The following is a 26,530-nucleotide window of genomic DNA, read 5'->3' on the forward strand; positions in this document are numbered from 1 at the left end:
GCACAAGGCGGCCGTCACCGAGCGCTTACCGACCAGAAGCGCATCCTGCTCGATCGGAGCCTCCCCCCTCTGAAGCATCGGTGGAACGAGGCACACGAAATCGGGCACGACCTAATCCCATGGCACGCAGGCATGATGCTCGGGGATACCGAGCAGACACTGACCCCAGCCTGCCACGAGATCATGGAGGCCGAGGCGAACTACGCTGCGGGCCGAATACTCTTCCTAGGCGATCGCTTTCGCGCCGAGGCCGAGGCGTCCACTCCGAGCCTTGAACTCGTTCGGACGCTGAGCAAAGGGTTCGGCAACACAATGACCTCGACCCTTTGGCGCTTCGCCGAGCAGGGTCATGGCGGTCGGCCTATGGTCGCGCTGGTGACAGGTCACCCTCACCCCACCAAGCGAAAAGTAGACTTCGATCCAGCTCGCCCATGCCGCTACTGCATCGAGTCTCCGCCATTCCGCGAGCGCTTCGCTAACTTGACTGAGTTGGACTTATTTCAGGTTATCGTTGGCTATTGTGGTGCTCAAACTGGAGGAAGCCTCGGTCAGGCTGAAGTTGCTTTGCGAGATTGCAACGGTGAACCGCATGTATTCGCGTTCGAAACCTTCTTTAATCGATACGAAGCCCTAACGTTGGGCTTTTGGCTTCGACCTCAGCCGACTGTCGCTCCGCGCCGAGCATGATCTGTCGGTAATGCCGCCACTCTGACCGAGCTGCGCTATCACGCGATTGCGGCCCCGTCGCTTGGCCTCGTAAAGCGCGGCATCTGCCGCCGCGAAACACTCCGTCTGCGTCACGCCCGAACCCAGCGTGAGGCAGGCCACGCCGATGCTCACGGTTATGAACCCGCCTTCCTGACCGCTGTGCGGGATCTGAGTGCGGGCAACCGCTTGGCGGATGTGTTCGGCCCGGAACGCCACCTCGCGACCGGCCGGCCCCAGCAACAGGACACCGAACTCCTCGCCGCCGATCCGGCAAGCCACCTCGTCAGGTCCGCTCACCTGCCGCTTGAGACAGCGCGCGATGGTCCGCAGCACCTCGTCGCCGGCAAGATGGCCGTAGGTGTCATTGTAGCGCTTGAACTGATCTGCATCGATCAGCAGCAGCGACAGGTTCTCGCCGGTACGCTCTGCCTGGCGCTGCAACCCGTCGAACACGGCATCGAAGTGGCGCCGGTTCGGCAGGCCGGTGAGGCCGTCGGTCGCCGCGAGTTCGGCAAGCGCCTTGTTCGCATCGAGCGCAGCGCGCTCGGCCTGGGCCCGCCGTTCGAGCTCACGCTGCAGCAGCAGGGTGAGGCTGGTAAGGCCTAGGCACAGGATCAGCACAACGGCCTGATGCCAATCGCCTTCGGTCGCCAGATCGCTCGGATTGCCGCCACGGAGACGTTCACGTTGATGATGAGCGGCCGCAAGCCGACGTGGCTGAAGGTGTAGAACCGCTCGATGTTGTCCAACTTCGCCGTGGCGACGAACTGCCCAGCATCGTGCTCCAGGTAGTGGTGGAAATGCGCTGATCCAGCGATGTTGCGTCCTATAGTTTTCTGGTCGGAGGGGTTGCGGGCAAGCATCACACCATCGGTACGGAACAGCGCGACGCTGCTGCCCTGATCGATGCTGAGACGCCGCAGCAGCCCGTCGAGGTAGGAGACGTCCATCGCGCCGACGACCACACCCGCGAACGTCCCATCCGCGTAGGCCAAACGGCGGCTGAACGGGATAACCAGCCGGCCACCCTTCTGGGTACGGGTGGGCTCGCCGATGTAGAGGCCGACATCCGGCCGCTCTTTGTGCACCCGAAAGAAGTCGCGGTCCTCGAGTTGCAGGCGTCGCGGCACCTGCGAGCCCGAGTCCATGAACACGCTGCCCTGGGCATCTACCGCGAGGATCGAGCCGAGGCCGTTCGCAGTCGAGGAGCGGTCGAACAGGATGAGGTGACGCAGATCGGGCGCGACCCCCTCGATCTTCGGGTTCTGCAGGCCCTCGACCACCGCCTGCAGGGAGAGGTCGTAGAGCTCGATGTTGCGGTCGATCGCGCTCTCGGTGATCTCGAGCAGGTTCTGCGAGGTCCGGGAGACCTGGTCCCAGGCGCTTTGGCGCATCTGCAGCACCATCACGGTCGTGATGGTGCCGAGGGCGAGCGTGGCGACGACGCTCAGAGCTGCGAGCTTTCGCCGGGTGAGATGCTGCAAGGAATAGAAATGGCCGCGCATCGGTGCTCCGCGCACGAGTGGATGCGCCCCTGCTCTAGCGCTATCTAGCATCGCCAATGCTTAAGATGCGGTTGTCTTTATCTCTACTATTTACAGCGCTTTGCAGGCATGGACACGGGGTGCTTCAGGCGCTCTGCATCCCGAACAGGTCGAGCTGCTGAGTGCTCGGCAAGCGCCGCGGCCGCCCGCGCGGCTTTGGGAGAGGTCTGAGCTGAGGCAGCTCCTGGCGCGGCTTTCCGTGCAGCACGGCTCCGACGATCCGACAGCCGTCACCATAATGGAGGAGGTACAGGCTGTGGGTGCCGGCCCGCAGGATCTCCTGGCACAGCGGCTCGCTGGTCGGCAGGCGTGCCAAGGCCGCGAGGAGGCAGGACAACCCTGCCGCAGCAATATCCATGGCGCGGAACTCGATCTCGCGCATCCCCCAGCGTTGGCGAGCAGCGCCGGCGGTTGTCGACGGGAACGGGTTGGCGGCGAACGCCGTCATCTCGTCACCGATGAATGCCGCCAGCCGGTCGCGCTCGGCGATGTGACTGGCCGTTAAAAGGGCACCGGCAAGCTGGCGCTTGTTCACGGGCATTGTCTCGTTGGCTCTCACTGCGTCCCGATCATGCGACCAGGATGTCGCTGAGATCGGCATCTCGGGTTCGGCTCGGCCATGCGAGATCCCGCTCCTCGGCCATTATCGACGGGTGCACTGACGAGGTCAGCTCGATGGTCGTGGTCCAGAGCCGCCAGGGAGCAGGCACCGGCAGGAGCTCCGCCTCGTCCAACAGAAGTTGAGCTTGCCCGCCCCGCTCTGCCATCAGCCGGAACGGGTGCTCCGCGGCAAGTCCAATCAGCACGACGGTCACGACATTGCGGCCGGGCTGCAGCCAGGGTGTTACATCGTAGCTGAAGCCGTCCTCAGAGGGGTCGAGGCCCTCGACCGCCGCTTGCGTGACCGCGTAAGTGTTCAGACTGACCACAGCGCGGCACCCTGCGCCCGACAACGTCAGGCGCAGCCGCTCTCCCGCTCGTACTTGCATGGTTGGCCTCGCTCCAAGCGTAGCAGTGGCTGCTTCGCGGGTTTTCCACAATGGGAACGGGCCGTGAACGACAATGAAGCGTTAACCATGTGGCGGCGACGCCTGCAGCGACCGGATCACGGGCCCACTGGCTCGCAGCAGCGGACCGCGATGAGGTGGGGCAGGCCCCATCAATGGGAGATCCTGATGCCCTATACGCTCGTGCGTCTCGCCTCCGGGAGCTATGACGTCGACCTGGATGGCAGCATCGTCGCCAGCCTGGTGCTCGAGCCCAGGCGAGGCCGCTCACCCTTGAGGTGGCACGTCGAGTTGCTTGAAGCGACCCCGCGTGCGAAGCGGCCGGCCCCGTTCACGGATCAGACCCATACGTTTCTGAGCTTTGAGGAGGCCGTGAGCTGGCTCGGCGTGAAGGAAGTTACGTTGAGTGAATAAGGATGCTCAACCGCAACGGCGCCGTAATCGAGGCGCACCGAACCCGCAGATCGGCACGAAGCCTGCAAAATTTGCCGACTGACAGTGCCGCGAGCGTGCTGATCGACATTCGATTTAATCGCAAGTGCATCGCTTACGATATTGACGCTGTTCAAGATCTCTGATCCCAATCGGGCTTCTCGAGCGGGAGAAGGCAAATGAGCGAAACCGACATCCCCGCGGTGGATCCAGTCGAGCGCACCAGTGACATCATCTCGGCCTACGTGGCTCACAACGTGGTTCAGCCCTCAGCCCTGCCCGAGTTGATTGCGTCGGTGCATGCTGCCCTGCAGAGCCTCAACAACCCGACTCCTGCCGAGCCCGAAAAGCCGACGCCGCCAATTCCCATTCGCAGGACAGTGACGCCGGACCACATCATCTCGCTGGAGGACGGCAAGCCGTACAAGACGCTCAAGCGTCACCTCTCCGGGCGAGGCCTCACCCCAGAGCAGTACCGCGAGAAATGGGGCTTGCCTCGCGACTACCCGATGGTAGCGGCTAACTACGCCAGCCAGCGATCCGTGCTCGCGAAGAACTCTGGGCTCGGCCAGCACAGGGCGGGTCGTTCCGCTCTCAGCAAGGCTGCCGCGCCTGACGCGAAGGTCACTGACAAGGCGGCGAGCCGTGGGCGGTCACGCAGGACGAAGGCGCCGGTCGAGGCTTAATCGTCTGCATCGCGACGGGCTGAATGCCTGAAGGGGTACGATCAGAAGTCTGGATCGGGAGTGGATCCCGCTGCGCTGAGCGCTTCGGCCCACCTCTCGTCAAGCCAAGCGTGGATGGCGCTGATCCCGCGATGATCGAGCTGGTAGATCCGGCGTGTTCCCTCTGCGGTCTCGATCACCAGACCAGCCTCTTTGAGGATGCGCAGGTGCTGGGAGACGGCGGGCCGAGTGACCGCCATAGTGTTGGCGAGCTCGCCGACAGGGCTGGGACCGCGTGCGAGACGCTCGAAGATCTGCCGCCGAGTCGGATCGCCGAGCGCTGCGATCGCGAGAGAGGCCTGTGTGTTAGCCATGGCTTACTGTAAGCCGTGGCTAACCCAATGGCTATAACCTGATCATCGCGGTGCCGGGCGCTCGTTGTTCCTTGCAGCTTCATGAACGGGCCATAAGCGAGCCTGGGAGAATAGGATGGCAGATCGGGTGCTGGACGGCATGAGCGCGCCGGAGATCGTGTTGGTCTCCCCGAGCATCTGCGCCGTCGAATGGGCAGAGGTGGCCTTCGCCGCCATCCCGCAGTTCCAGCGCGAGGCTCGCGCGCGTGTCAATGCGGCGCTCGCGGCTCAGGGCGTCGTGAAGGTTGGCCCTGAGGTGACGTTCTCCCTCTCGCCCTCCGGCGGCCACATTCGCATCGCTGCGGGTTCGACCATTGCCGGAGGCTTCAAGGCCGTCGGCGGCGTGACCGTGCAGGAGATCCCCGCTGGTCGTGCGGCGCACCTGCGCCTGGAAGGGTCCTATGCGCTGCTCCCCGACGCCTGGCGAGCGCTGGCAGCCTGGGTCGTGGAAGACGACCATGAACCCGCTGGCCTGAGCTGGGAGACATACGGCGACCCGTCTGTGCCGGTCACCAATCTCTACACGTTGCTCACGGCGCGCTGACGATGGCGGGTAACTGAGGCTGCCGAGAGATCACGCCTGCTTGGGGGTTGCGATCGCGAGCAGCGAGGGTCGGAAGCACCTCCCGCTACGACCTTCCTTCTCCCGAACAACCAGCTTTCAGCATGATATAACCTGCATCTAGCGTGCGGCAGAACCATCTTGCTTGACGCACATAGCCGTCCGGGCAAATGCTTCGCGCAAAGAAAAGGGCCGCCCTAGCGAGCGGCCCGAAGTCTAGGGAGGAAACGCCCAAAGAGGGCTGCACGACCGCGACCTCGTCGCGGCCGTGCATCTGCGTTCTACGCTGCACTGCAGCATCTGCCAAGCGCAAATCTGCGACACAGTCCGGTGCCGGATGCACGTTTTGTGTGCTTGCAGGCGTTCCTGCGATCCAGCCTGCTGGGTAGAGCGCGAGCGCGGCAGTTCACGAATTTTCCCTCTGCTCACGCTCCGCCAACTGTCGGCAGCGCAGTTGCGCCTGTCGCCTCAGTGCGTCTGCGAAGGTGAAATCGGCCACAAGGCCGCGAGCACCACCCTGATCGAGCCGCGCCAGAACGCGCAGTGTCCAGCCCTGGATAGGATGGCGTTGCCTCTCTGAAGGATCTTTTTGGAAATTGAAAGATGTCTTCTACCATCCGGAAAAGTATTTTTATCTTTCCAGACCCATGAGGAAATCAAATCGGCGCACTACGTAGCGAGGCGTCGTTATGTTACACACGAAGAAAATCGTCTCAGCTTTATAAAATTGTGCGAGTATTTTCGATGGTGCTGCAGGAGGGACATTTGTGCGCCGCTGTCCCTCTCTGATGCGATCGTCGAAAGCTCGACGACCTTCAGGCCCAGTCACGTGAGCTAATCAGGTATCGGGGGCTTGGAGGCGACCGCCGAACGGGCCTCTTGGAAATGAAGCAGAAAGGTTTTCGAGCGTGTCTCCCTTGATCCAGGCCCCGTAAGCTTGGCAGTATGCCTCGGGGATCGGCCGAGATCTCGTGATGCGGAGGATTGCTTTGAGCACGCCGACGAGCCGCCCGCCGAGCCAGGTACGAACTGTCCTCAGCATCTCCCGCCATTTTGGACGGATGCTTGCCTGCGCAGCCTACCTCGCGGTTGGGGCAAGCTCCGCGGTCTATGCCCAGACCAGTAGTGGTACGCGCCAGGCGACGAGCGTCCGCTCGTCACCCGGAACCCTCCTCGATTGGCAGCCGATCCCAGGAGCGCCAGACGGAGCGGCAGCCTACCGCGTGCTCTACCGCTCCACCGGCATGCGCGGTGAGCCAATCGCGGTCTCAGGAGCCGTCATTGTGCCCGCTGGTCCTGTCCCGCTCGGCGGGCGGCCGATCGTTGCTTGGGCACACCCAACCACGGGTGTAGTCGACAAGTGTGCTCCTTCGCTCGCCCGCGGCCTGTTCCGCTCCATCCAGGGCCTGCGCGAGATGCTGGAGGGCGGGTACGTCGTCGCCGCCACGGATTACCCCGGGCTAGGCACGCCCGGTGCTCACCCCTACCTCGTAGGCGACAGTGAAGGACGGGCGGTCCTTGACTCGGTGCGCGCGGCGCGCCAACTCGCGGGTCCAGGTGGAACCACGCGCGCCTTCGCGGTGTGGGGCCACTCGCAGGGCGGCCAGGCGGCGCTGTTCACTGGCCTTCTGGCCCGGCGCTACGCGCCCGACCTGACGCTGGTCGGCGTCGCAGCGGCTGCCCCAGCGACGGAACTCGCCACGCTGATGATGGCCGACCTCGACACTTCGGGCGGCAAGAACCTCACGGCCATGACCCTGTGGTCGTGGTCACGTGTCTACGGTGCTTCGATCACCAAGGTGGTCACACCCGCCGCGCTGCCGGTGATCAACGAGCTCGCCAACGACTGCATCGAGACCATCTTCGACGTGCTGGAGCGCCGTAGACCTTCACGGGAGCTCGACCGCAGCTTCCTGGCCGTCAACAACCTCGCCGACCGGCAGCCGTGGCGCGGTCTCCTGGCCCGCAACACGCCCGGCACACTCCCGCGCGACATCCCGATCTTCCTGGCCCAGGGCAGCACCGACACCCTCGTGCTGCCGCGTGTGACTCAGGACTACCGGGCGCGTCTCTGCCAGGCAGGTAGCCGGGTCGAGTTCGACCTCGTGCCGGGTGTTGGACACCTGTTCGTGGCGCGTGACGCCGCCCCTGCCGCGATCGAGTGGATCGGTGAGCGCTTCGCGGGTGCGCCTGCCCCGAGCAATTGCGGGCAGGAGTGACCCACTTGGTGAGTGGTGACTTCCTGCTGAGGCGCGTGATCGAACGGCCGAAGGAGAAGTTTCATGTCGCATCACAGGTCGTTGGCCCCTCTTCGGCCATTGGTGTTCTGCTCGCCGCCCTCCTCAGCTCCGGCTCCGCCGAGGCGGGCGAGAGGACGCAGGTTGCACAGGCACAAGCGGCGCGACGACGGGTCGTGTTCGCCTGCCCTGGTGGTGTGCAGCTTCGTGTCGAGTTCGCGGTCACGGATCCCGGTCAGCCGGTGATCGTCCACCCTGCTCAAGGCCCAGCCATCACCCTCCCCGCCCAACTGAGCGGATCCGGCTTCCGGTATGGGGATGACCAGCACGAGCTGCAGGGCAAAGGGCGCGAGGTTACTTGGACGGATCGTAACCAGCCTCCACCCACCTGCACCGAGCAGGGTTCCAAATCTGGCAAGTAATTATCGAACACAGTGGCTCTGACATGGTCAGAACATGAGCCGAGCATTGCAGAAATGTAACGCAGCCAAGATTGGAGTTGCGGCGTTCTATAACTGTTCTCGAAGCTGATGAAGTGCTTCGACACAGGGGGACGCTTCCATGACACGGTTCACCTCCATGCTCGCGGCCAGCGTCGCGCTCGCCGTCCTGCCCCTCGCCAGCGCGCAAGCCATGCCGATTGCGCAAGATCTTGCGGTTTCGCCGCAGATCACGCTCGTTGCCGACGGATGCGGTCCGGGTGCGTGGCGCGGTCCCTGGGGACACTGCCGCACGACGCCGTATGTTGGCCCACTGCCGGTGAACCCGGGCAACGGCTGCCCTGCAGGCTCCTGGCGCGGTCCCTGGGGTCATTGTCGTGACACGCCCTACCATGGCCGCCTACCGGACGGTCTGTGGCAGTAAGCGGGATCACCGGCTCGGGTCGGTGAAGGCAGCACTCACCCGAGCATTTTCTCGCTTAGCAATTCGTGGCAAGCTTGGCTTAACTATTTGTTCGGCTACTCTCCGGCTCGACTGCAGCGCTCTGGCCGAGGAGCAGGGATGCCGATCCGGCGGGAGCACCGCTTCTTCTATCCTATCGACTGGCCCCAGCTCTCGGCGGTCATCCGCTTCCGCCGAGCGTAGGGCCGGTGTGATGAGTGCGGCCGGCCACATCTTCAGCGGGTCTTTCACCTCGGTGACGGTCGCTGGTGGGATCCTGAGATTGCGAGTTGGCGTGACGGCCAGGGTCGCAAGCTCCGGCAGCGGCTGCGCAACGAGGACCTGCTCGGCCACGTTCGCATTACCAAGGTGGTGCTGGCCGCTGCCCATCGCGACCACGACACCACGAACAACGAGGACGCCAACCTCGCGGCCTTCTGCCAGCGCTGTCACATGCTCCACGATCGCGACGAGCATCAACGGCGGCGCTGGCGCACTCTGTTTCGGCGTAAGGCGATGGGAGATCTCTTTCACGGGCCGTATCCCGCGAACTGAGGTGCGTCGTGGCACACCTGTCCCGAGTTAAGAGGCTGCCCTACGCTCGTGGTAGGCGATCTAGGACGCGTCCCCGTTCAAGGCTGCCAATGCCGAAGGACGGCGGATTCGTGGCGATTTGACAGGGCGGCCGCATCGTTTGGCAGGGCAACAAGAAAGACACGCCGACCCACCCCCTCCAGAGGGGCGTCCCCTCCGGACACCATCCGGTATTATGGTCCATACTTTCCATGATATATGGATTTCAGGGATCAGGAGGCAATCACATGCGTTCGTTCACGACCGCGGATCTCAATAAGCAGGTGGGCGAAGTCACTGACGCCGCTCAGCGCGCACCCGTAGTCATCACTCGGCGCAGCAAGCCCCGGTTCGTGCTGATGAGCCTGGAGCATTACGAGGCCCTGCGTGGCCCGAGCGACCCGCGCCGCGCCTTCACCCTCGCTACCATGCCCGATGACCTTCGCGACGGCCTCTTGCAAGCTGCGGAGGCCTACGAGCGGGAGCACGGCGGCGACGACTGAACCTCCGGAAACCGGACTCGTCGTCCGCTACAGCTTCCTCTGACCCCGCGAGCACGACCGCGGCGAGCGGGAGGGGCGCAAGGACCGGCCCGTCTGCCTCGTTGTGCCGGTCAATGTCGGCCCCGGGGCCGCGGTGGTCTTCCCGACTACCACCCAGAAGCCCACGCCTGTCGGACCGCGGTCGCGGTGCCGGAGATCGAGCGACGCCGGCTTAAGCTTACGGGCGATCGTCCCTGCTGGATCATGCTCGACGAGGCCAACAGCGACGTCATGCCGGGCTCGTTCCACCTCGTGCCGCTGGAGACATATCCCCTGCGCTATGCCTACGGCCGGTTCAGCCCAGCCTTCATGCGGGTGGTGCTGCAGACCATGGCCGAGCTGATCCGTGCCCGCCAAGTGCGAATGGTTCAGCGCGAGCGCTGAAGCCTCAGGCTCTGCCAGGATCGAAGCTCTGTCCTGCGATCTGCCCGCCGTCAGTGGCAGTGCAGGACCGAAGCGGCCGGACCATGCGACCGCAGATCGCTCTGAAATTGATATTCTACCGATATGTGCCCGGCCGGTGGTGGACGACCCGCTCTCCCGCAGCAACCCCGATAGTGGTCAGCCTCAGCTCTCGCTACCAGATCCGGGTCGGTCGGACGAACACGCCAGGCGCGGCGGTGAGCGCGTGGAGGAGGTAGGCCGGGATCGCGAGCTCGACCCGCTGGCGATCGGGCAGAGTTGGCATCCCGGGAGCACCACGCTGAGGGGACCCATGGCATGCGCTACCGATAGACGGCCCTTGTGTAGCTCTAAGATGCGACTGCATCGAAACTTCTCGGGACGAAGCGGGCTACACTGCCGAAGACGTTGCGTCGTCGGGCTCATAGAGTTTTGAGTTCCAGAAGGGCGTCCCCTACGGGCCGCGCCCTACTCGCCGCCTGCGGCAGCTCCCCGAACCCGCTGCGCGGTTTCGTCCCTTTGGGTAACGGTCGCTGACGCGATGCACGGTCGCCTGCAGTCAAGATGACTTGGTGGCCCGCCGTAAAAACCGGACTCAAGGCAGCAAGGCCTTAGCTTCAACCCGATCGTCTGGCGCTGGGCTGCCGGTGGCCTCAACGCTTCAAAGGGCGTTTGCGCCGCCAGTTTGGATTGAGTTCACCAAGCTTGGACCATAGAATTAGATACACGAGATCTGATCATCTTCCACTAAAGTGGATCATTGTCGAGGTTAGTGGATCCAATAGGGTGAGGGCGAGCATCTGCTCGATGCCTGTGCAGATCCGTTGATCAGAGTGCGACACGGTTTCGATTTCTGATATTAATAATATGACTTTGTAACATTATTAAATATTCCGACGACCTAAAATTCCCCTCACCTGTTCTGAACGTGAGCGATTTGGCGGTTGTGTCTCCAACACTCTGCCTCAGCATATCCGAGCGGGGATCGAGAGGCAGAAAAGGCCGGCAGGGATTGAGCCGGCGCGAGCGCGAGAGAGAGCCTTGCGGTCCGGCGTGAGCCCGACAGGCCGTCCCGTGGACGTCTCGATCATCACCAAGCACTTCATCGCCCTCGATCCTATCCCGGGCCCGGCCGCGATCCTCCAGGCCGGGATGCATCTCGCCGAGCTTCTCGCGGAAGGCCGTGCGATTGAGGCGACTGCCTTGCGCCAGGCCATGACGGCGGCCTGCGGCGGCAGCGACGCCGACGGCCTCTGGCTGTGAAGGACGCCTACGAGGCCTGCGAGATCGCCCAGATACTGTTTCTACGCCGGTTCTGGCCAGCGGTCCGCGCCAAGGCCGTGATCCCGGCCGCCCGCCCTGCCATACTCGGCCGGATCGCCGGCCTGTGCCGACCCACACTCCAGAGGGCTAGACCCCCTGGGCCGCTTAACTGGCGGCCTTCAACTCGTCGGTCGAGGCTAAGCATCACCCTGGTTCGTGCCGCGCGTGAAAAAGCCTTCGTCAGCCCCCATGCGAGCGGCCGCCGAACCGTCCGCGCGGACGGGTTTCACCGCAGCTCGCGCTGCTGCGAGCGGCCATCAGGCTGCTTCCCTTTCCTCCAGCCCAATCTCGCTTTCGGCATCAGTTTCGTCCTGCGCGTCGCGAGTATGGAAGCGGTTCGCACCAACCAGCTTCCTCATGTCGGCGCGCCGGAAGTAAATCGCTCGCCCGCACCGGATCGGCTCAACGCCACCGACGAGCAGGATCTGCTCGTCGCGCCGCATCGTGATGATCTCGTCGGGCATGATGAGCGCCCGCTTCTGGAGCGACGTCGATGCCGACAGGCTCATCCCACCCGAGCCCTTGCCGCCGGTGCGCGCCTGCTGGCTGTAGGAGATGAGCTCCTGGGTGTAATACCCGCAGCGCTCGGATAGCCATTTGGCGGTGTCGATGTCGGTGATCGCGGAGAAGCTCTGCCACGCGGTCGACTCGAACCAGGCGGACACGGCGTCCTTGTCGCCCCCCCATTGCTGCCGCAGCTGGCCGAGCGATTGGTACACCATCACGAGCGTGATGCCGTACTTGCGGCCAGCGTCGCGGGCGACCTCGATCAGGCTCATGTTCCCGAGCCGTGCCGCCTCGTCGAGGAGGAAGGCGACCCGGTCCTTGATCTCGCCATTGGCGTGATAGAGCGCGTTCATCAGCCCGCCGATGATGACCCGCGCCAAGCCCGCAAAATTCTGCAGCGTCTGGAGGTCGATCGCGATGAAAACGTCGATATCGTCGTCGACGAGATCGAGGCTGGAGAACTCCCCGTCCGATACGATCGCGGCATATTCCTTGAAGCTAAGCCAGTTCGTCAGGTCGGCTGCCGTGGCATAGACACCCGAGAACGTCTGCGGCGTCATGCTCTTGAAAGGCCCGAGCGCCAGCTTGGCGAACGAGCCGTCGTCCTCGGCCCGCAAGATCTTGCTCAACCGCTCCAGGAAGTCCGGTTCGGGCTCGGAGATCAGCTCGCGCAGGGTGCGCAGCGTGCGTGGCTTTTCGTTGAACGATCGGTTGAGGCAGATGTAGGCGAGGACTCCGCGTAGGAGCTGCAAGGCCGAGTTGCGGAAGAAGTCCTTCGGATCGTCCCGTTTGACCGGTCCGGTGGCGATCCAGCCGACCACGGCTGAGATGTCGTTCTCGGCCGAGGTCTCGCCCCGGCCGATCCAGTCGAGCACGTTAAAGCCGCTCATCGGGTTCTTGGGCGTGATGCAATGAACGCGGCGTTCGACGCCCGCACCACGGAAATTTCCCCGGTATTCCGCGAGCATCGGGTGCAGCTCGGTCGAGGGGTCGAGCACCACCGCATTTCCCGGCCACGACAGCAGCATCGGAATGACCGTGCCGGTGGTTTTGAACCCGCCCGATCCGGAGAACACGAGACCGTGGGTCGAGCCGATATCGCAGTTGAAGCCCATCATCGGCATCCTGCCCCCCGAGCCCCAGGTCTTAGGGTCGTTCGGCTTGAACACCCGAGACGTGCTCTTCTGGTCAAGATCGGGGCGATAGCGCTCGCCGAGCACCAGGTCGCCGTCCTCGGGAAACAGCTCGCCGGCGAGCTTCATCGTCGCCCATTCCGCGTCGCCGTAGGCAGCGGATTTCGAGCGGATCGGCTTGTTGTAGCCGCGCGTGGTTTTCTTGACCCGGACCAGGGACACGAGCGGCGTGATGAAGGCGACAAAGCCCGCGAACATGACAGCGCAGAACAACGGAACGTCGGCTCGACGCATCAAGGCGCGGGCATCTGCGCCGGGGTTGAGAGCGGTCAGCCGGGCGATCTCCTCGCGTACCGTCCAGGCGCACAAGCCGATCAGGAACAGGGACACGCACGCGGCAACGACGCGCCCACTATCGCCCGGTCGGGTAAGGCCGGCGGCGGCGAACAGGACGAGTGCGGGCAACGCCACCGCGGCCACGCGCATGGCATGGAGCATCATCGAGTGCCCCGGCTCCACCACGTAGATCGCCCCTACGAGCGGCGCGAGGAACAGGCTGATCCCGATATGCAGCGCGAGCCCGATCGCGACGATGAGGGTGGCGTAAACCCACTTCATTTCTTGAACTCCTTGTCCCCTCGCTGAGCGAATTGCTCGACGACGTCGGGGTCGCGCGTGCGCTCACGACCCTCGATCAGGAGGCCGAGCAGGACGTTGCTCGGCAGGTCAGCGAGACCGGCTTTGATGACGAGGCCGCCGAGCAGGATCTTGCGGTAGGCGTCAGCCTTCCGCTCGTCATGCCGCTTGGTCATCAGCTCCCTCTTCAGTGTGTCCAGAGCCTCGACGTCCCTTTGCCTTTGGCTGCGCCACCTCCGGGTTTGCCGCACGAAATCGGGTGACGATGGTTTGGAACTCCTGTGTCAGGGCCTCGTCCGAGATGTCGATCGAGCCGATGCCGGCCTTGATCGCCAGCTGTCCGATCCGCTCGCACTCGGCCTTGTCGTGAGCTTTGAGTTTGGCTTGAAGCGCCGCAATCTCGTTGACGATCGTCTCGCGCGACTTGGATCGAGCCATGGATACACTCTTCCCTCTCGGTTGAAGAGGTGACGGTTAACACCGGCACGCAGATCAGCAACCGCAACGTGAAAGGATGCGATACCATCCGAGGTTGTGAGACACTACCCGTGGTTCTGGTATCACACCAACGAGCGCGCTCCTCGTGGCAAAGGCTGGGCTCTCAGTCGACCATCAAGCCCCTGCCTTCCGGCGCCGGCCCGCTGATATCCGTCGCCTCGCCCGTGGTCGGAGGAGCACTTGGGCCAGCTGCAGAGCCCGGCGTTCTGATGGAAATCGATCCTTTCGCACCCTCACCGCCGCACATCCCATCTCCCCGAGGCAGGTCCGGTAAGACAGCCGCACTGCTCGGCTTCGCCGGTCGGATGGACTGGCCCCAAAGGGGCCTCTTTGAGCCGGAGCTGCGGCGCGCAGCGCCTCCGCAAAGTCGCCTGAGTTTTACGAAGGGGCGCACTTATGGGGAAATTTGCATTTCCCCTCGCAAGCTGCTAATGGCCAAGCTCAGGAAATCCGCACTTGGCCATCTATCACCTCTCGGCTCAGGTCATCAGCAGTGGCGCCGGCAAGAGCGCCGTCGCCTCAGCCGCCTACCGGCGCGCCGCGACCATGACCCGCGAGAGCGACGGCAAGGTCATCTCCTACGAGGGCAAGCAGCACGTCACCCACACCGAATTGAGCTTGCCGGCCCGGGTTCCGGCTTGGTTTCAAACAGCCATTGACGGGCGCAGCGAGAACGGTGCCTCGGCCTTTCTGTGGAACGCCGTCGAGCGGAAGGAGGGGCAGAAGGGCACCGGCTTCGCGATGGAGATGAACATCGCGCTGCCACTCGAGCTGACGGTCGAGCAGAACGTGGCACTCGCCCGCGACTGGATCGAGAACGCGATCACCCAGAACGGCATGGTCGCCGATTGGGCCCTGCACGATGCACCGGACAACCCGCACATCCACGTCATGGTCCCGCTCAGGAAGCTGACCGATGACGGCTTCGCGGCTAAGTTTGACTTCGCCCGTGACCGCGACGGCAACGTCCTCTACCGCGAGGACGGCAAGCCCCGCTACGAACGGCTGGCCGGGCCGATGAAGCACCTCGTCGACTGGCGCCGATCGTGGGCGGAGACGACGAACCTGCACCTTGCGGCCGCCGGGCTTGATCGGCGCATCGACCACCGCTCGCACGTCGAGGCCGGGATCCGCATCGAGCCGACCGAGCACATCGGCGTCCACGCGGTGAACATGGCCGCGCTCGGCAAGGTCTCCGACCGTGTCGAGGCGGAGAAGCAGAAGCGCCGCCGCAATGCGCAGGCCATCATCGAGGATCCCTCGACCCTGCTGCCGATCCTGACTCGCGAGAAGAGTGTGTTCGATGAACGCGATCTCGCGCGGGCAGTGTTCCGCTACATCGACGATCCGGTGGCGTTCGATGCGGTCCGCCTCAGGCTCGGTCAATCGTCTGAACTCGTTGCGGTGGCAGAGGAGGTGTTCGATCCCGAGAGCGGCCGGGTGGTGTCGCCGGCCCGCTGGACCACGCGGGCGCTCCTGCGTGCCGAGGTCCTGATGCAGGCCGCGACCGGCCGGCTCTACGCCGACCAGGGCCATCACGTGGCCCAGCCCGCACTGGCGCGTGCCTTCGCCACCCGCCCGGAGCTGTCCGAGGAGCAGCGCGAGGCGGTCCGCCACGTCACGACGCCGGACCGGATCGCGGCGGTGGTGGGTTTTGCCGGCGCGGGCAAGTCGACCATGCTCGGCGTCGCACGCGCCGCCTGGATCGGTGCCGGCTACCGCGTCATCGGTGGGGCTCTTGCCGGCAAGGCAGCGGAGGGTTTGGAGCGCAGCGCCGGTATCGCGAGCCGCACGCTCGCCTCGTGGGAGCTCGCCTGGAAGAACGACCGTGACCTGCTGAGACCCGGTGACGTCTTCGTGCTCGACGAGGCCGGCATGGTCGCCTCCGAGCAGCTCTCGCGGATCGTCCAGGAGGTCGAGCGGCGCGGGGCCAAACTGGTGCTGGTGGGCGACGCCATGCAGCTCCAGCCGATCGAGGCCGGCGCCGGGTTTAGGGCGATCACGGAGACGATCGGCTACGCCGAGCTGTCCGAGATCTGGCGCCAGGTGTCTCCGGCCATGCGGCGCGCAAGCGTGGCCTTCGCCCGCGGCGAGGCGGCAGCAGCGCTCGGCGTCTATCGCGAGGCTGGGATGATCCGGTTCTCGCCCAATCGCGAGGGTGCGCGCGAGGCCCTGATCGCGGCCTGGAAACCGGACTACCTCGGCCGGAAGCCGGACGGAGGAACGAGCGAAACGCTGATCCTGGCCCAGACCAACGCCGACGTCCTCGCCCTCAACACCATGGCCCGATCGGCCCTCAAAGCCGACGGGATGCTGGCCGACGAGGCCCGGTTCGTCACGGCGCGCGGCGAGCGGATGTTCGCTCCCGGCGACCGGGTGCTGTTCTTGGAGAACGACCGCTCGCTCGGCGTGAAGAACGGCATGCTGGCCACCGTCGAGACGGCGTCGAGCGGCCGGCTGGTGGTCAAGCTCGATCGGAATGGGACTGGCGACGGTGAGCGGATCGAGGTGCGGGCTGAGGCCTATCGCAACCTCGACCACGGCTACGCTGCGACCGTGCATAAATCCCAGGGCGCGACGCTCGACCGGGTGCATGTGCTCGTCACCCCCGGCATGGATCGGCACCTCGGCTACGTCGCGATGACGCGCCACCGCCACAGCGTGGTCCTGCACGGCGCGCACGCCGACTTCGTGCCGGACTGGCGTCGTGCCAAGTTCGGCGTCGCACCGTCAACGGACGTTCTCGACGCGGCTGCCCTCGACGGCTTGGCGCGACGGCTGTCGCGGGACGGCTCGAAAGCCTCGACACTGGATCACGCCAGCGAGGCCGCGTTCCGCGAGGCTGCGGTGTCGTTGACCCAGCCGCCGGAAGCGATGGACGGCGAGACCGTCCGAGATCGCGAGCGGGCAGCGCCGGTGCTCGATGCCGGCCGGATGGCGGCTGGGATCGCGGCGCTGGCAAACCGGCTCGAAGCCGAGGCGCTGACCAGAGAGAGTTCGGGATCTGCGGTCGTCGAGGTCGGAGCTGCTCCGCACGCGGCCGAGCGCGACGCGTCGGCAAAACAGCCCACCATCGACGTGTCCGTGTCCCCGGCACTGGCAGCGATCGAGGTCGCCCTGAGGCGACTGGAGCGGTCTGAGACCGAGACCGCCGATCGGGTCCGTCCGCAGGATCTGCGGGCTCTGGCATCGGCTTTCGCCGAGCGGCGCGGCCTCAATGGTCACGCCGCCCTCACGCCTGCTCTGGTGAAGCGTGCCCGAGAGATGGTGCGCAAGGCCGAGACACAGTGGCGCCGGCTCTACGGCCTCGCGACACGCCTTACTGCGGCCTGGAATACCTTGGCCGCCGCTCGTCCGTCCGCCGCCGTCAAGGCCGCATCGGAGGCTGTCGCTGCTGCGGTGAATGCTGCACCGGAAGCCCCCTCAAGAACGGGCCTACCGGCATCACTCAAGCCGTTCCTCGCCGCCGTTTCCTTCGACGAGAAGACCATCCGGCAGGCCCTCTACGACCGTGTCGATCCAAACACGCATCTGAAGCTGACGCTGGATGCGCTGCAACGCCGCCTGAAGATGGCGGTCGTGAACCCTGGTCCGCTCTACAAGGCGATCGTCGCCGAGCTGCGCCAGCCCTGGGAGGTCTATTCCGCACGGGTCGAGGCCCTGCTGTCCGACCCCGAACCGCATGGGGGCTTACGCGGGCGAAAGGGCTGGTTCATTCCGAAGGCGGACAAGGAGGAACGGGCGAAAGCCGAGGCCGCCTTCGCGCAAGCCCTGACGGCAGCCAACAACCTCAAGGGGCAGTTCGAGACTTCGGCCGAGAAGGGCCGTGCGGCGGAGATGCAGTACCGCAAACGCCTGCTGATCGAGGTGCCGGGCGTGTCTCCGATCGCGGCCGCCGCGCTGGCCAAGGTCAGTCGCATGCCGGCGACGAAAGCGCTCGACGATGCGGTCGTGGAAGCGGTCGCGACCCCCGAGCTGCGGGCCGAGGTGCTCGCCTTCGCCGAGGCAGTCGGGCGCCGCTTCGGCGCGAATGGCGCGATCGGCCATTCGCCGGCGGAGGGACTTGGCCCGGATCAGTGGCTCACGCCCGAGGAGCGCGAGATCCTCAGCGGCGGCGGATACGTCGCCAGCTACGTCAAGGACGGCACCCTGGATGAACTCGTGCTTCGAGCGCAGCTCCAGCAGCAGACCCAGGACCTGCAGCAGGCCGAGAGCCAGCGTCAGGATCTTGACAGGGGACAGGACCTCGGCCTGTCGCTGTGATGCGGACGCCACGGTGGTCGTATTGGCGCCGGAGCAACGATGGGTAAGGGTAGGCAGGAGGACATCCGAGTTTTGGGCCGTCGGAAGCTGGATCGAGAGGCCTTGCCCGAAGCCGGATGCGGCCGGGCTGTTTTTGAAGGAACGACACCATGCGCTTATCCGACCTGCCGGCGCTCGTGACCCAGCGCGAGGACGCCGTGACCCTGCTTCAGGCCATCGCCGCGGGCGTCGACGAGCGTGAGCTTAGCCCCTTCGTCACCGCTCTCACCACCGCCGAGGACGAGCAGGCTGTCGCGATCATGCGTGGCTCGGGCAACGAGATGCCCTTGCGCGTGCAGCTCGGAGCCCTGCTGGCGGAGGCTGGGCTGGTGACTGGGGACGAGGCGTTCCAAGCCCTCGACGCGCGTCGCACTCGCGGAGCGGCCGCATGAGCGCCGATCCCTACGTCTACGACGGCACCAACGTCCTGCGTAACCGGGCCGAGATCCGGGATCCGGAGGCCCTGGCCGAGCGCGAGCAGTTCGTCTCGTTCCGGGCGCTGCGCCAGATGCAGAAGGAGCCCGCCCTGGGCAACTTCGACCAGGCGCACTTCGCGGCCGTTCACAAGCGGCTATTTGGCGAGATCTATCCTTGGGCGGGCGAGACTCGCATGGTCGAGCTGCGAGAGCCGGAGGCCGCTCTCAACGGCCGCAGCGTCGCCTACAGTCCGCCGGCCGCGATCGAGCAGCATATGACGGTTGCCCTGGCCAGCCTGAAGCGGGAGGAGCCGGGGAACCTCAAGGAGAGCCGGCCGGCGATCCGCTTCGCCCAGACCATGGCGGCGCTCTGGCAAGCTCACCCCTTCCGTAAGGGCAATACTCGCACCCTGCTGGCGTTCATGGAGCAGTACGCCCGGCACCACAATCAGCCTCTCGACCAAGCCCTCATCAATCGGGTGCCGCGCGAGACCCGCGACGCCCTGGTGCTCGCCACCCGCGGCCAGATCCGGACCTTCTCCGAGATGGTCCGCAATGCGAGGTATTCGGAGGAGCAGCGCGCCCACCCGGTGCTCGGGCGCCTCTCCGCCGAGGCGTTCGAGGCAACGCGCCTGATGGGCGCTCCGCGCATCGTCCTGCCCGAGCCCGGTACCCAGGTCCGCGGACAGGTGGTTGGGACGAGCTACCGCCACGCCCTCGTGCGCGAGGCACGCCAGATCTCGGCGGTGCCGCTGCACTCCTTCCACACGATGCCGGAGAACAACCAGCGCGTCGACGTACGCGTACTCGCCGAAGGCGAGCGCCTTGATCGCACCCAGTCGCGCGAGGAGGCAGTGCGAATTCAGGTCACCAGCCGCGTCCTGATACCGGCGACCTACCTGCTGCTCGCCGGTCAGGGACCGGAGGATGCGGCACGCAACCGGATCGAGATCCCCGGTCCGAGCGACACCCTGGCGGAGGCCTTGCAGACCCGTGCGCCCAGGGAGATCGCCGCCGAGCCACAGCTGGTCGCCGAGGTGCGCCGGATCGACCAGAGCCTGATCGAGCGGTTCGGCCACCAGGGCTCGGCCCTGCTGGTCGAGGGCAGTGTTGGCGAAGCCAGGAGCCTGCTGCCTCCCAACCAGGACCTGGCGGAAATCCGCGCCGTGCTCCAACCGCTGTTCAAGGCCGTGGTCGCGGACGACCGGCTGCAGATGGCGCTCGCCCAGCAGGAGACGCTCGGCCGCGACGAGCCGCAGCTCGGACGCTCGGTATGACCGCGCTGCATCGCAAGCCAGCGGCGACTGGAAGCGCCGGCAGGATCGTCGGTGCCGGCGTGCTCGGCATGGCCACACTGGCCATGCTCGGCCTCGTCTGGTGGAGCCTCTCGCCGATCCTCGGGCGCGTCTACGCCGGCATTCGCCTTGCCGAGACGGCCACCCTGTGGCGGTTCACGGAATGGGGTCGGTACTTCACCACCATGCCGGCCGGCCAGCCCTTCGCATTCGTGTCGATCTACAAATCGAGCGTCAGCTTCGGCTTGGTGGCGTCCCTGCTCACGGCGCTCATCGGCTATCTCGCCTGGCGCAAGCGCAGCCGGGAGCACATCGAGGTCATCATCATGGCGCCCCGCGACGGCTTCGCGCACGACGCGATCAGCCAGCGGTTCGTTCCGGCCGATCGCCTGGTGAGGCCACCCGTCGCGGAACGGGAGCCGGTCAACTCGGTCCTCGCGCCGGCGGCCAATCCATTCACGGCGCTGCGCGACCTACGCGACGCCCGAGCGGTGGAAACGATCGTTGATGACGTCCCCTGGCATCTGGCTGCCGTGCTCTTCCTGACGATCGACGCGGCGGCGCCACTCAGGGACCGCGAGGTCCGTAACGCCGTCCTCAAAGCCGCCAGGATCGCAGCTAACGGCTATGCTGGAGATCCGAAAGCCGAGGTGCCGGCAAGCATCGTGTCGGTTCTGCACGGCCATATGCTGGTCGCGCTCACCGATCAGGCCGGACGGGACATGCGAGCGCTCAACCAGGTCCATGGGATGCTCGGCAGCACCGAAGACCTGGCGGATGCCATTGCGGCACTGGCCGCCATGGCGCTTGCGGTAAACCGCTTGTTCTTCCCGGATTATGCTTGGCTTCGTCACGTCGACCCGAGCCTGCAGTCACGGATTACCGACTACGGGTGAAGCTCACGACGGCCGGATTGGCATAAATACAGCGCCATAATCGTGTGGATTGCCGAGCAGAGGGTTCGTCACGCAGCCTCTGCTTGGCGTCGGTTCTCCGTGTCAGGTATTACCGGTCATGTAAGTCGTCACGACCCCGATGATCACGCCCAGGATGGTGATGCCTGAGCCGACGATAAGCCCCATCAGCGACCGGCCGACGTCCTCGCGAGCGTTGTCGTCCTGCGAACTCTTGTAAAGCTTCACGCCGGAAATGCCGGCAAGCCCGATGCCGACCACCGCAAACAGGATCGTGAAGACGATGCCGGCGTTGTTGCCGCCCTGCGCGATGCTGGACGCGTTGAGCTGAGACGATTGTGCCTTCTGCCGCGCCGTCTTGAGAATATCCAGCGGTGCCGATGGATCGCCGGTGGTGCCCTGACCCAAAGCCGACATCGCGCTCATGGTCAGCATGGTAGCGCTCGCGAGCACCCGATACTGGACATGCTTGTAATTCACAAAAAGCCTCCATTGTCATGAAGCGGTTCTGGATCTGTCGATCGGGGTCTGAGCCTCGCTCATGATCTCCCCCAGCACTTGATCGACGATCGTCTTGGCGATCCGGTCCTCACCGAACCGCGCCAACGCGGCCACCCGGCCCCATGTCTCGATGGCGGTACCATCAGGAAAACGGACAGCCAGGATGCGCAGCGCCTCGTTGACCGCCATCCGACGGTACAGTTCGTCTCGCACCAAGCGATCCTCTGCCTTGGTGGTCAGGGCCCACAGCATTCGGGGCCCGAGCGAATTGTTGAGTACAATCCAGCGCTCCTCCTCGCGGAGCTTGAACCGAGCGAGCAGATTGGCGCCGCGCCGGCCCTGCGGGCCGTGCACCTGACGCTCAAGCGCGGATTTCACCGCCACATCGAAGCCGAAGGTCTTGCGAGCCTGCTCGCGGATCTCGTTCGAGTCGGCGTTAAGCACCAAGACCGTTGAGGCCATGTCTGCGAGCGTGTCGAAATCCGCCAGGAGTTGGCTGACCAAGATCAGTTCCAGACCCCATTTGCGGCCCTCGCGGGCGTCGGACTTCACCTGCTTGGCGATCGTCTCGACCCCACCAGTCAGGTGGTACTCGTCCATGCACAGGCGCTTAGGCGTCTCGGCCACCTGATGGTAGCGCGCTTCCCAGTACCGTACGTATTCCGCGCGGATCGCATCATCCGCGGGAAAATCCATCTTCGGGATCTCGTCGGCAAATCCGGAAATCTTCGACAGATAGACGTGCCGCGCGATCATGAACATCAGCGCGTTGTTGCGCTCGGCCTCGAGCGATTTGTGGCGCAGGGCAACGTCCTGAAGGTCGATCGATACCACCCTGGCTTCGCCGAGGTCGAGCCGGGTCGGGCGGGCGAAGATCGGGAACTTCTCGATTGCCGCCTCGAGAGAGCGCTGCACCGAGCGGATCAGCTCGGGCGTGAAGTCCTGCGCCATGATCGGCTCGCCGAGCACCCGAGCGAGATCCTCCAGCACCGGCATCGCATGACGCTGCGCGCGCTGGGCTGCCGCGTAGAGTCGGCGCTCCATCAGGGCGTCGACGACGCGCCACCAGCGCGTCCGTCCGCTCACCTCGATCCGGTCGTGCGCGATGATGCGGTCGAGCTCCGGATCGACGTTCGGCTGGTAGACCGAAGGGGAGGACGAGAATTCGAGGTCGCTCTTGAGCTGGTAGAGGCGCGAAATGAGGCGCGGGATCAGGAGTGCAACTTCCGCGCTCGACACATTGAGGAGCGTCGCCAGGAAGTTCTCGATGAAGGTCCGCTCGCGCTCGAGCGGCGTGCGCCGGCCGAGACCGAGGTCGAACGGGTTGACGGCGTAGTCCGCGGTGTTGAGGAGGCGCACGTAGTACGCCTCGTGTCGCCGCTCGGGCGGCAGCGCGTTGCGCACCAGCTCGATGAAACCGCTGGAGCTGACGCCAACGTCGATCACGGCGAGGTACGGCAGCGCGGCGCCGGCGCTGAAGGCCGTGAACTCGACGTTGAGCCGGTTCATCAACACCGACTTGCCCGAACCCGGCGTGGCGTAGATGAGGGTGAGCCAGAACAGCTGCTCGGCCGAGAGCGCCTCGTAGGGCACCGGCTTGCCGTCGGGCGTCAGCAGCATGCTCTGGCCCTGCTTGAACACCCCCGCGGTGCGGTGGAACGGCAGCATGGCGGCAAGATCACCCAGCGGCGCGATCGAGCCCGGCGGCACCTCGGCCTTCACCGTCATGCCCGGGACAGTCTCGCAGAGCGCGCGTAATGGATTGTGGGGGGCGTCGGAGATCACGGCCTCGCCCCAAGTCATCATCCCGCTCATCAAGTAGGAGCGCCGCCGTTCCAGGAGCCCCGGATCCTCGCCCGGCTCGGTCCAGGTCGTAGCGATGACGCGGCCCTTAACGATGGCCTCGCCATCCTTGTCGACGACGTCTTCGAGTTCGCGCAGCGCTCGGAACAGGTTCTTGTTGGTGGGAGATGCGAAAGCGAGGAGCCCCGCCACCACCTTCTTGAGCCGGAAACCGATATCGGCGTCGCGCAGCGCCTCGAGGTGGAAGCACACCCTGAACGGCATGTCGGCTGTTTTCGATGCGCTCTCCAGCAGCGTCTCGAGCAGCCGGTTGAACGGCAGGATGGTCGAGGGGAACATCCGCATGACCGCGAGCGCATAGCGGCGTCCGCCCATGTCGAGGGCGCGCATGTTGTTGGTGGCCTCGGCGTTCGACGTCATGATCTGCCGGGCGACCGTCGGGGTGAAGAACTCCGAGACGTCGTCGTCGTGCTGCTCCTTTGCTCCTGGATAACGTCGTGTCCCCGGTCCGTAGGGGGTCCAGCCGTCCGGGGTCTCGTGGTAGAGCACCGCCGCCCGGATCTGCTCCAGATCGCGCCGGCGCCGCTGGCCATCGGGCGAGAGGATGCGTCCTTGCAGGCGCGCCTCGCCCAGCGCCTCCATGATCCGGCGCACGAAGGCGCCATGCGGCCCCGCGATCGAGCCGAGATGCAGGTAGGGGTTCTGGGCGTCCCGGGCCGGGGGCAGTGCCTGCCAGGCCCGGCGGTTCTCGCGCTGCTCCTTTCGGACCTCGTCGGGCGTCCCGGCGGTCGGCCGGGTCCAGGCGGCGAGCAGGATCGTCTCGGCCCGCGCCCGGCCCTCGAGCACCGTGCGGCCCTCCTCGATTAGGGCCTCGACCGACAGGCCCTTCTGGCGGGCGCGCCGGCCCTGCTGCGCGACGAAGGGGTCGAGGATCCGGGCGGTGTTGAGCGAGGACTCGTAGGAGATCGTGATCTGGTGGCCCGGTCGCTTCAGGATCTGGGCGACCCCGCCGGCGAAGCGCTCGACCACGTTGATGAGGTAGTCCTCGCCCGAGATGATCGAGCGGGTGCCGTCGATCTCGATCAGGGTGAGCTGCGAGCCGTCATGGGCGTAGACGACCGCTTCCTCGCGCTCCGGATCGAAGCCTGCGAGATCGCAGAACTTGTCGGCCGTCCTCATCGATTAAGTCCCAGGATAACGGCAAACTGGTAAACCGGCACCGACAGGGCGAAGAGCCAGGCGCCGAGCAGACCTGGAATGGCGGCGCGCAGCAGAGGAGTCGGACGGACGTGCAGCGCACAGAAGAGCTGGAACCCGGCAAACACCATCGCGCCGCACGACAGCATCATGCAGGCCGGATAGTAGACGTACATCAGCGGACGAGACGTGATCGCACCGCCGAGCCCTCTAAGAAGACTGTCGTAAAACAGGCCGGTCAGGATGAGGCATCCGCCCGCACTTAACCCGCTGACATGCAGCACCCGGCGCAAGCTCGGATCGGTGCAGACGAGGCGGGCCCAACCCGGCGCCGCAAAGACGACGAAGCAGCCGATGGCGAGCGTGAGAGCGATTGCCGCCTGGCTCACCACGGGGTGATCGACAAGATAGAGGGCGGCGTTGGCCGTGAGCCTGTCGAGCAGGTGCCGAATTCCGTCTTTCATCGCGCTGAGTTCCGAGGTCAAGGCTGCGCAATCAGTCGGTGAAGTAAAAGGAAAGCTGGGCGATCACGACTGTGACGCAGGTCATCGCGCTGCCGATGATCGCCGCAACGATCCAGTTTCCTGCCGTGCCGTCGGCCGACGTGTTCGCTTGGTAGACCCGCACCAGGGCGTATCCGGAGAGGAAGATGCCGGTGATGGCAGCCAGGACGATCAGGAGCCAGGCCAGGACCGGCATGAGCTCGATCAGCCCGCGCAGCACGTCGGCGATACCCTTGGATCCGCCCATCACGGCCTCCTAACGTTGGAGACCGACAGGCTCTCCGGCCGATAGCCTGCGCTGAGGGCGGGTTCGGACCCGAACCCGCTGCCGGCCGCGACCCGGGCAGCATCGAGCGGCACCACAACCGGCTGCAAGAACACGATGCCTACGGGGAAGTTGATTGGTGAGGACAGGGTTGGGGGACGGCTGAACGACCGCGCTGCGGCGGAGGTCATGGCTTGTCCCACCGGCAAGGCCGCGCCCATGCCGGCGGTCAGCCAGTCGATGTTGCGGCCCGACTGAACGGCAAAGCCGTTGCCCACCACCGTCTGGGTGTTGAGCTGGGTGAGCTGCTGGCCGACCTGGCCCACGCCCTGAAGCAGACCAGCGATGACGAGGCCGCCGTAGCGCTCAAGAACGTGAGTGTCGACGTCCTCTGCCACGCCGGTGCGCGCCTGGTCGACGGTGATCGCGATCGCCTGCATCGGCCCCTGGCGGCCGTCCTGCAGGATCATGGTGGTGAAGCGGATCGCGGCCTGCGTCTGCGAGTAGACGATCTGACCCATCAGCCTGATGCCGTTGAGGGGCCCAGGCTGCTGACGCTCGTCGAGATCGACGATGGTGGCAAAGATCGGCGCGCCCGGATCGTCGCTGTTGAAGCCTCTATCGAGCACCGCGTAGGCGACGTCGCCGGCGCGCGCCACGGTCGCATGCCGGATGCCAGACCCGAACGGGCCGGTCACCACCGGCGCCGCGGCAGCCCGCGGCTCAGGGGGCTTGGGCCGCTCGCCCTTGGCGAAGCTCCGCACCAGGAACCCACCCGGGCTCGGCTTTAAGAGCGCCTGGATTTGCTCGTTGATCGCCGCGACCTGCGCAGGGTCGGCTGTCGCCTGAACCGGCGCATCCTTGTAGACGGTGTGAACCACGTCGCGGTCGACGTAGACGATCTGGGGCTGTGGTGGGGGCGGGGACGGCTCGGCGGGTTTCGGTTCCGGGTTCGCGTCCGGCATCTCGCCGAGCTGCGCGCCCCGGCTCTCGGCGACCACGGCCGGGGCCACGTAGTGCTTGCCGGCGCTGGCCTTGTCGTCGGCCGCCTGCCGGTTGACGCCGGCGCGGCGGTCGGCTTCGGCCTTGCCGACAGGCTTCATCATGTCGTTCTGAGGGGTTGGGGTCTGGCCCCGGATTTCGGAGGCGCCGCCGGCACCCCGGTCGATCCCCGGCGCGTCGGAGAGGATGAACGCCGCCGACCCGAGTGCCACCACCAGGACGACGCCACCGAGCGCAGCTGACGTCTTCATATCGAGCAAGGCCACCT

The 26,530-nt window shown here is 65.4% G+C and carries 27 protein-coding genes and 1 pseudogene; 15 read left to right on the plus strand and 13 right to left on the minus strand.

The features are described from left to right. On the plus strand, positions 1-687 hold a 687-nt coding region (locus tag VQ02_RS35310), incomplete at its 5' end, for an ImmA/IrrE family metallo-endopeptidase (RefSeq protein ID WP_157080481.1). Here VQ02_RS35310 and VQ02_RS34570 read toward each other — a convergent pair. From VQ02_RS34570 to VQ02_RS03960, 4 genes are all read right to left on the minus strand, one after another. Next, positions 631-1,329, minus strand: a complete 699-nt coding sequence (locus VQ02_RS34570) for a GGDEF domain-containing protein (protein WP_053080205.1) — start codon at positions 1,327-1,329, stop codon at positions 631-633. The genes VQ02_RS35310 and VQ02_RS34570 overlap by 57 nt on opposite strands. Then, positions 1,323-2,213 (minus strand): PDC sensor domain-containing protein, encoded by an 891-nt coding sequence (locus VQ02_RS34575; protein ID WP_053080208.1) that lies wholly within the window; start codon positions 2,211-2,213, stop codon positions 1,323-1,325. Before VQ02_RS34575 ends, VQ02_RS34570 begins: the two co-directional genes overlap by 7 nt. Positions 2,214-2,337: 124 nt before the next feature. Then, a complete protein-coding gene (locus VQ02_RS03955; protein WP_048442862.1) occupies positions 2,338-2,793 on the minus strand; it encodes a hypothetical protein in 456 nt (151 codons plus the stop codon). Between the two features lie 28 nt (positions 2,794-2,821). Beyond that, a complete protein-coding gene (locus VQ02_RS03960) occupies positions 2,822-3,241 on the minus strand; it encodes a hypothetical protein (RefSeq protein WP_063838464.1) in 420 nt (139 codons plus the stop codon). Positions 3,242-3,427: 186 nt separating this feature from the next. Between VQ02_RS03960 and VQ02_RS03965 the strand changes: the two genes are divergently transcribed. Next, entirely contained in the window at positions 3,428-3,673 is a 246-nt protein-coding gene (locus VQ02_RS03965) for a hypothetical protein (RefSeq protein WP_048442898.1), read from the plus strand. 197 nt (positions 3,674-3,870) lie between these two features. Continuing rightward, positions 3,871-4,377, plus strand: a complete 507-nt coding sequence (locus tag VQ02_RS03970; protein WP_048442863.1) for a Ros/MucR family transcriptional regulator — start codon at positions 3,871-3,873, stop codon at positions 4,375-4,377. A gap of 41 nt (positions 4,378-4,418) precedes the next feature. On the opposite strand, the gene VQ02_RS03975 is transcribed toward VQ02_RS03970, so the two are convergent. Next, on the minus strand, positions 4,419-4,730 hold the full coding sequence (locus VQ02_RS03975; RefSeq protein WP_048442864.1) for an ArsR/SmtB family transcription factor: 312 nt from the start codon (positions 4,728-4,730) through the stop codon (positions 4,419-4,421). Between the two features lie 115 nt (positions 4,731-4,845). On the opposite strand from VQ02_RS03975, the gene VQ02_RS34580 reads away from it, so the two are divergent. The 8 genes and pseudogenes from VQ02_RS34580 (at position 4,846) to VQ02_RS04005 (ending at position 11,230) form a co-directional block, all read left to right on the plus strand. Beyond that, positions 4,846-5,313, plus strand: a complete 468-nt coding sequence (locus VQ02_RS34580; RefSeq protein WP_053080210.1) for a GyrI-like domain-containing protein — start codon at positions 4,846-4,848, stop codon at positions 5,311-5,313. A gap of 1,301 nt (positions 5,314-6,614) precedes the next feature. Continuing rightward, a complete protein-coding gene (locus VQ02_RS35075) occupies positions 6,615-7,550 on the plus strand; it encodes an alpha/beta fold hydrolase (RefSeq protein WP_245239618.1) in 936 nt (311 codons plus the stop codon). A gap of 8 nt (positions 7,551-7,558) precedes the next feature. After that, a complete protein-coding gene (locus VQ02_RS35315; RefSeq protein ID WP_232389521.1) occupies positions 7,559-7,990 on the plus strand; it encodes an MliC family protein in 432 nt (143 codons plus the stop codon). A gap of 139 nt (positions 7,991-8,129) precedes the next feature. Beyond that, a complete protein-coding gene (locus tag VQ02_RS39980) occupies positions 8,130-8,432 on the plus strand; it encodes a GCG_CRPN prefix-to-repeats domain-containing protein (RefSeq protein ID WP_409513829.1) in 303 nt (100 codons plus the stop codon). Positions 8,433-8,570: 138 nt separating this feature from the next. Then, positions 8,571-9,005 (plus strand): annotated as a pseudogene (locus VQ02_RS38960) (hypothetical protein). 266 nt (positions 9,006-9,271) lie between these two features. Continuing rightward, positions 9,272-9,526, plus strand: a complete 255-nt coding sequence (locus VQ02_RS03995) for a type II toxin-antitoxin system Phd/YefM family antitoxin (protein ID WP_048442866.1) — start codon at positions 9,272-9,274, stop codon at positions 9,524-9,526. 243 nt (positions 9,527-9,769) lie between these two features. Continuing rightward, positions 9,770-9,949 carry a hypothetical protein gene (locus VQ02_RS04000; protein WP_048442867.1) on the plus strand — a complete coding sequence of 60 codons (180 nt, stop codon included), beginning with the start codon at positions 9,770-9,772 and terminating at the stop codon, positions 9,947-9,949. 1,092 nt (positions 9,950-11,041) lie between these two features. Then, positions 11,042-11,230, plus strand: coding sequence for a hypothetical protein (locus VQ02_RS04005; protein ID WP_048442868.1), 189 nt, complete (start codon positions 11,042-11,044; stop codon positions 11,228-11,230). Positions 11,231-11,547: 317 nt separating this feature from the next. Here VQ02_RS04005 and VQ02_RS04010 read toward each other — a convergent pair whose 3' ends face one another. The 3 genes from VQ02_RS04010 to VQ02_RS35325 are packed head-to-tail and all read right to left on the minus strand — an operon-like array spanning position 11,548 to position 14,004. Continuing rightward, positions 11,548-13,548, minus strand: coding sequence for a conjugal transfer protein TraG (locus VQ02_RS04010; RefSeq protein ID WP_048442869.1), 2,001 nt, complete (start codon positions 13,546-13,548; stop codon positions 11,548-11,550). Further along, on the minus strand, positions 13,545-13,742 hold the full coding sequence (locus tag VQ02_RS04015; protein ID WP_048442870.1) for a conjugal transfer protein TraD: 198 nt from the start codon (positions 13,740-13,742) through the stop codon (positions 13,545-13,547). The genes VQ02_RS04010 and VQ02_RS04015 overlap by 4 nt, the downstream gene beginning before the upstream one ends. Beyond that, entirely contained in the window at positions 13,726-14,004 is a 279-nt protein-coding gene (locus VQ02_RS35325; protein ID WP_083469037.1) for a TraC family protein, read from the minus strand. Before VQ02_RS35325 ends, VQ02_RS04015 begins: the two co-directional genes overlap by 17 nt. 516 nt (positions 14,005-14,520) lie before the next feature. On the opposite strand from VQ02_RS35325, the gene traA reads away from it, so the two are divergent. The 4 genes from traA (at position 14,521) to VQ02_RS04035 (ending at position 20,973) form a co-directional block, all read left to right on the plus strand. Continuing rightward, entirely contained in the window at positions 14,521-18,327 is a 3,807-nt protein-coding gene (gene traA / locus VQ02_RS04020; protein ID WP_048442871.1) for a Ti-type conjugative transfer relaxase TraA, read from the plus strand. Positions 18,328-18,476: 149 nt separating this feature from the next. Next, entirely contained in the window at positions 18,477-18,758 is a 282-nt protein-coding gene (locus VQ02_RS04025; protein WP_048442872.1) for a hypothetical protein, read from the plus strand. After that, positions 18,755-20,059 carry a Fic/DOC family protein gene (locus VQ02_RS04030; RefSeq protein ID WP_048442873.1) on the plus strand — a complete coding sequence of 435 codons (1,305 nt, stop codon included), beginning with the start codon at positions 18,755-18,757 and terminating at the stop codon, positions 20,057-20,059. Before VQ02_RS04025 ends, VQ02_RS04030 begins: the two co-directional genes overlap by 4 nt. Beyond that, a complete protein-coding gene (locus VQ02_RS04035) occupies positions 20,056-20,973 on the plus strand; it encodes a hypothetical protein (protein WP_048442874.1) in 918 nt (305 codons plus the stop codon). The genes VQ02_RS04030 and VQ02_RS04035 overlap by 4 nt, the downstream gene beginning before the upstream one ends. Before the next feature lie 102 nt (positions 20,974-21,075). Here VQ02_RS04035 and VQ02_RS04040 read toward each other — a convergent pair whose 3' ends face one another. Genes VQ02_RS04040 through VQ02_RS04060 form a run of 5 tightly spaced genes read right to left on the minus strand, consistent with a single transcriptional unit; the run spans position 21,076 to position 26,513 of the window. Then, on the minus strand, positions 21,076-21,426 hold the full coding sequence (locus VQ02_RS04040; protein WP_048442900.1) for a hypothetical protein: 351 nt from the start codon (positions 21,424-21,426) through the stop codon (positions 21,076-21,078). A gap of 60 nt (positions 21,427-21,486) precedes the next feature. Beyond that, on the minus strand, positions 21,487-24,474 hold the full coding sequence (locus VQ02_RS04045; RefSeq protein ID WP_048442875.1) for a hypothetical protein: 2,988 nt from the start codon (positions 24,472-24,474) through the stop codon (positions 21,487-21,489). Continuing rightward, positions 24,471-24,977 carry a hypothetical protein gene (locus VQ02_RS04050; RefSeq protein WP_232389519.1) on the minus strand — a complete coding sequence of 169 codons (507 nt, stop codon included), beginning with the start codon at positions 24,975-24,977 and terminating at the stop codon, positions 24,471-24,473. The genes VQ02_RS04045 and VQ02_RS04050 overlap by 4 nt, the downstream gene beginning before the upstream one ends. A gap of 10 nt (positions 24,978-24,987) precedes the next feature. Next, entirely contained in the window at positions 24,988-25,242 is a 255-nt protein-coding gene (locus tag VQ02_RS04055; RefSeq protein WP_048442877.1) for a hypothetical protein, read from the minus strand. Continuing rightward, positions 25,242-26,513 carry a DotG/IcmE/VirB10 family type IV secretion system protein gene (locus VQ02_RS04060; protein ID WP_232389523.1) on the minus strand — a complete coding sequence of 424 codons (1,272 nt, stop codon included), beginning with the start codon at positions 26,511-26,513 and terminating at the stop codon, positions 25,242-25,244. The genes VQ02_RS04055 and VQ02_RS04060 overlap by 1 nt, the downstream gene beginning before the upstream one ends. Between the last annotated feature and the right edge of the window lie 17 nt (positions 26,514-26,530).

The sequence above is a fragment of the Methylobacterium variabile genome (assembly GCF_001043975.1).
Lineage (GTDB): Bacteria > Pseudomonadota > Alphaproteobacteria > Rhizobiales > Beijerinckiaceae > Methylobacterium > Methylobacterium variabile.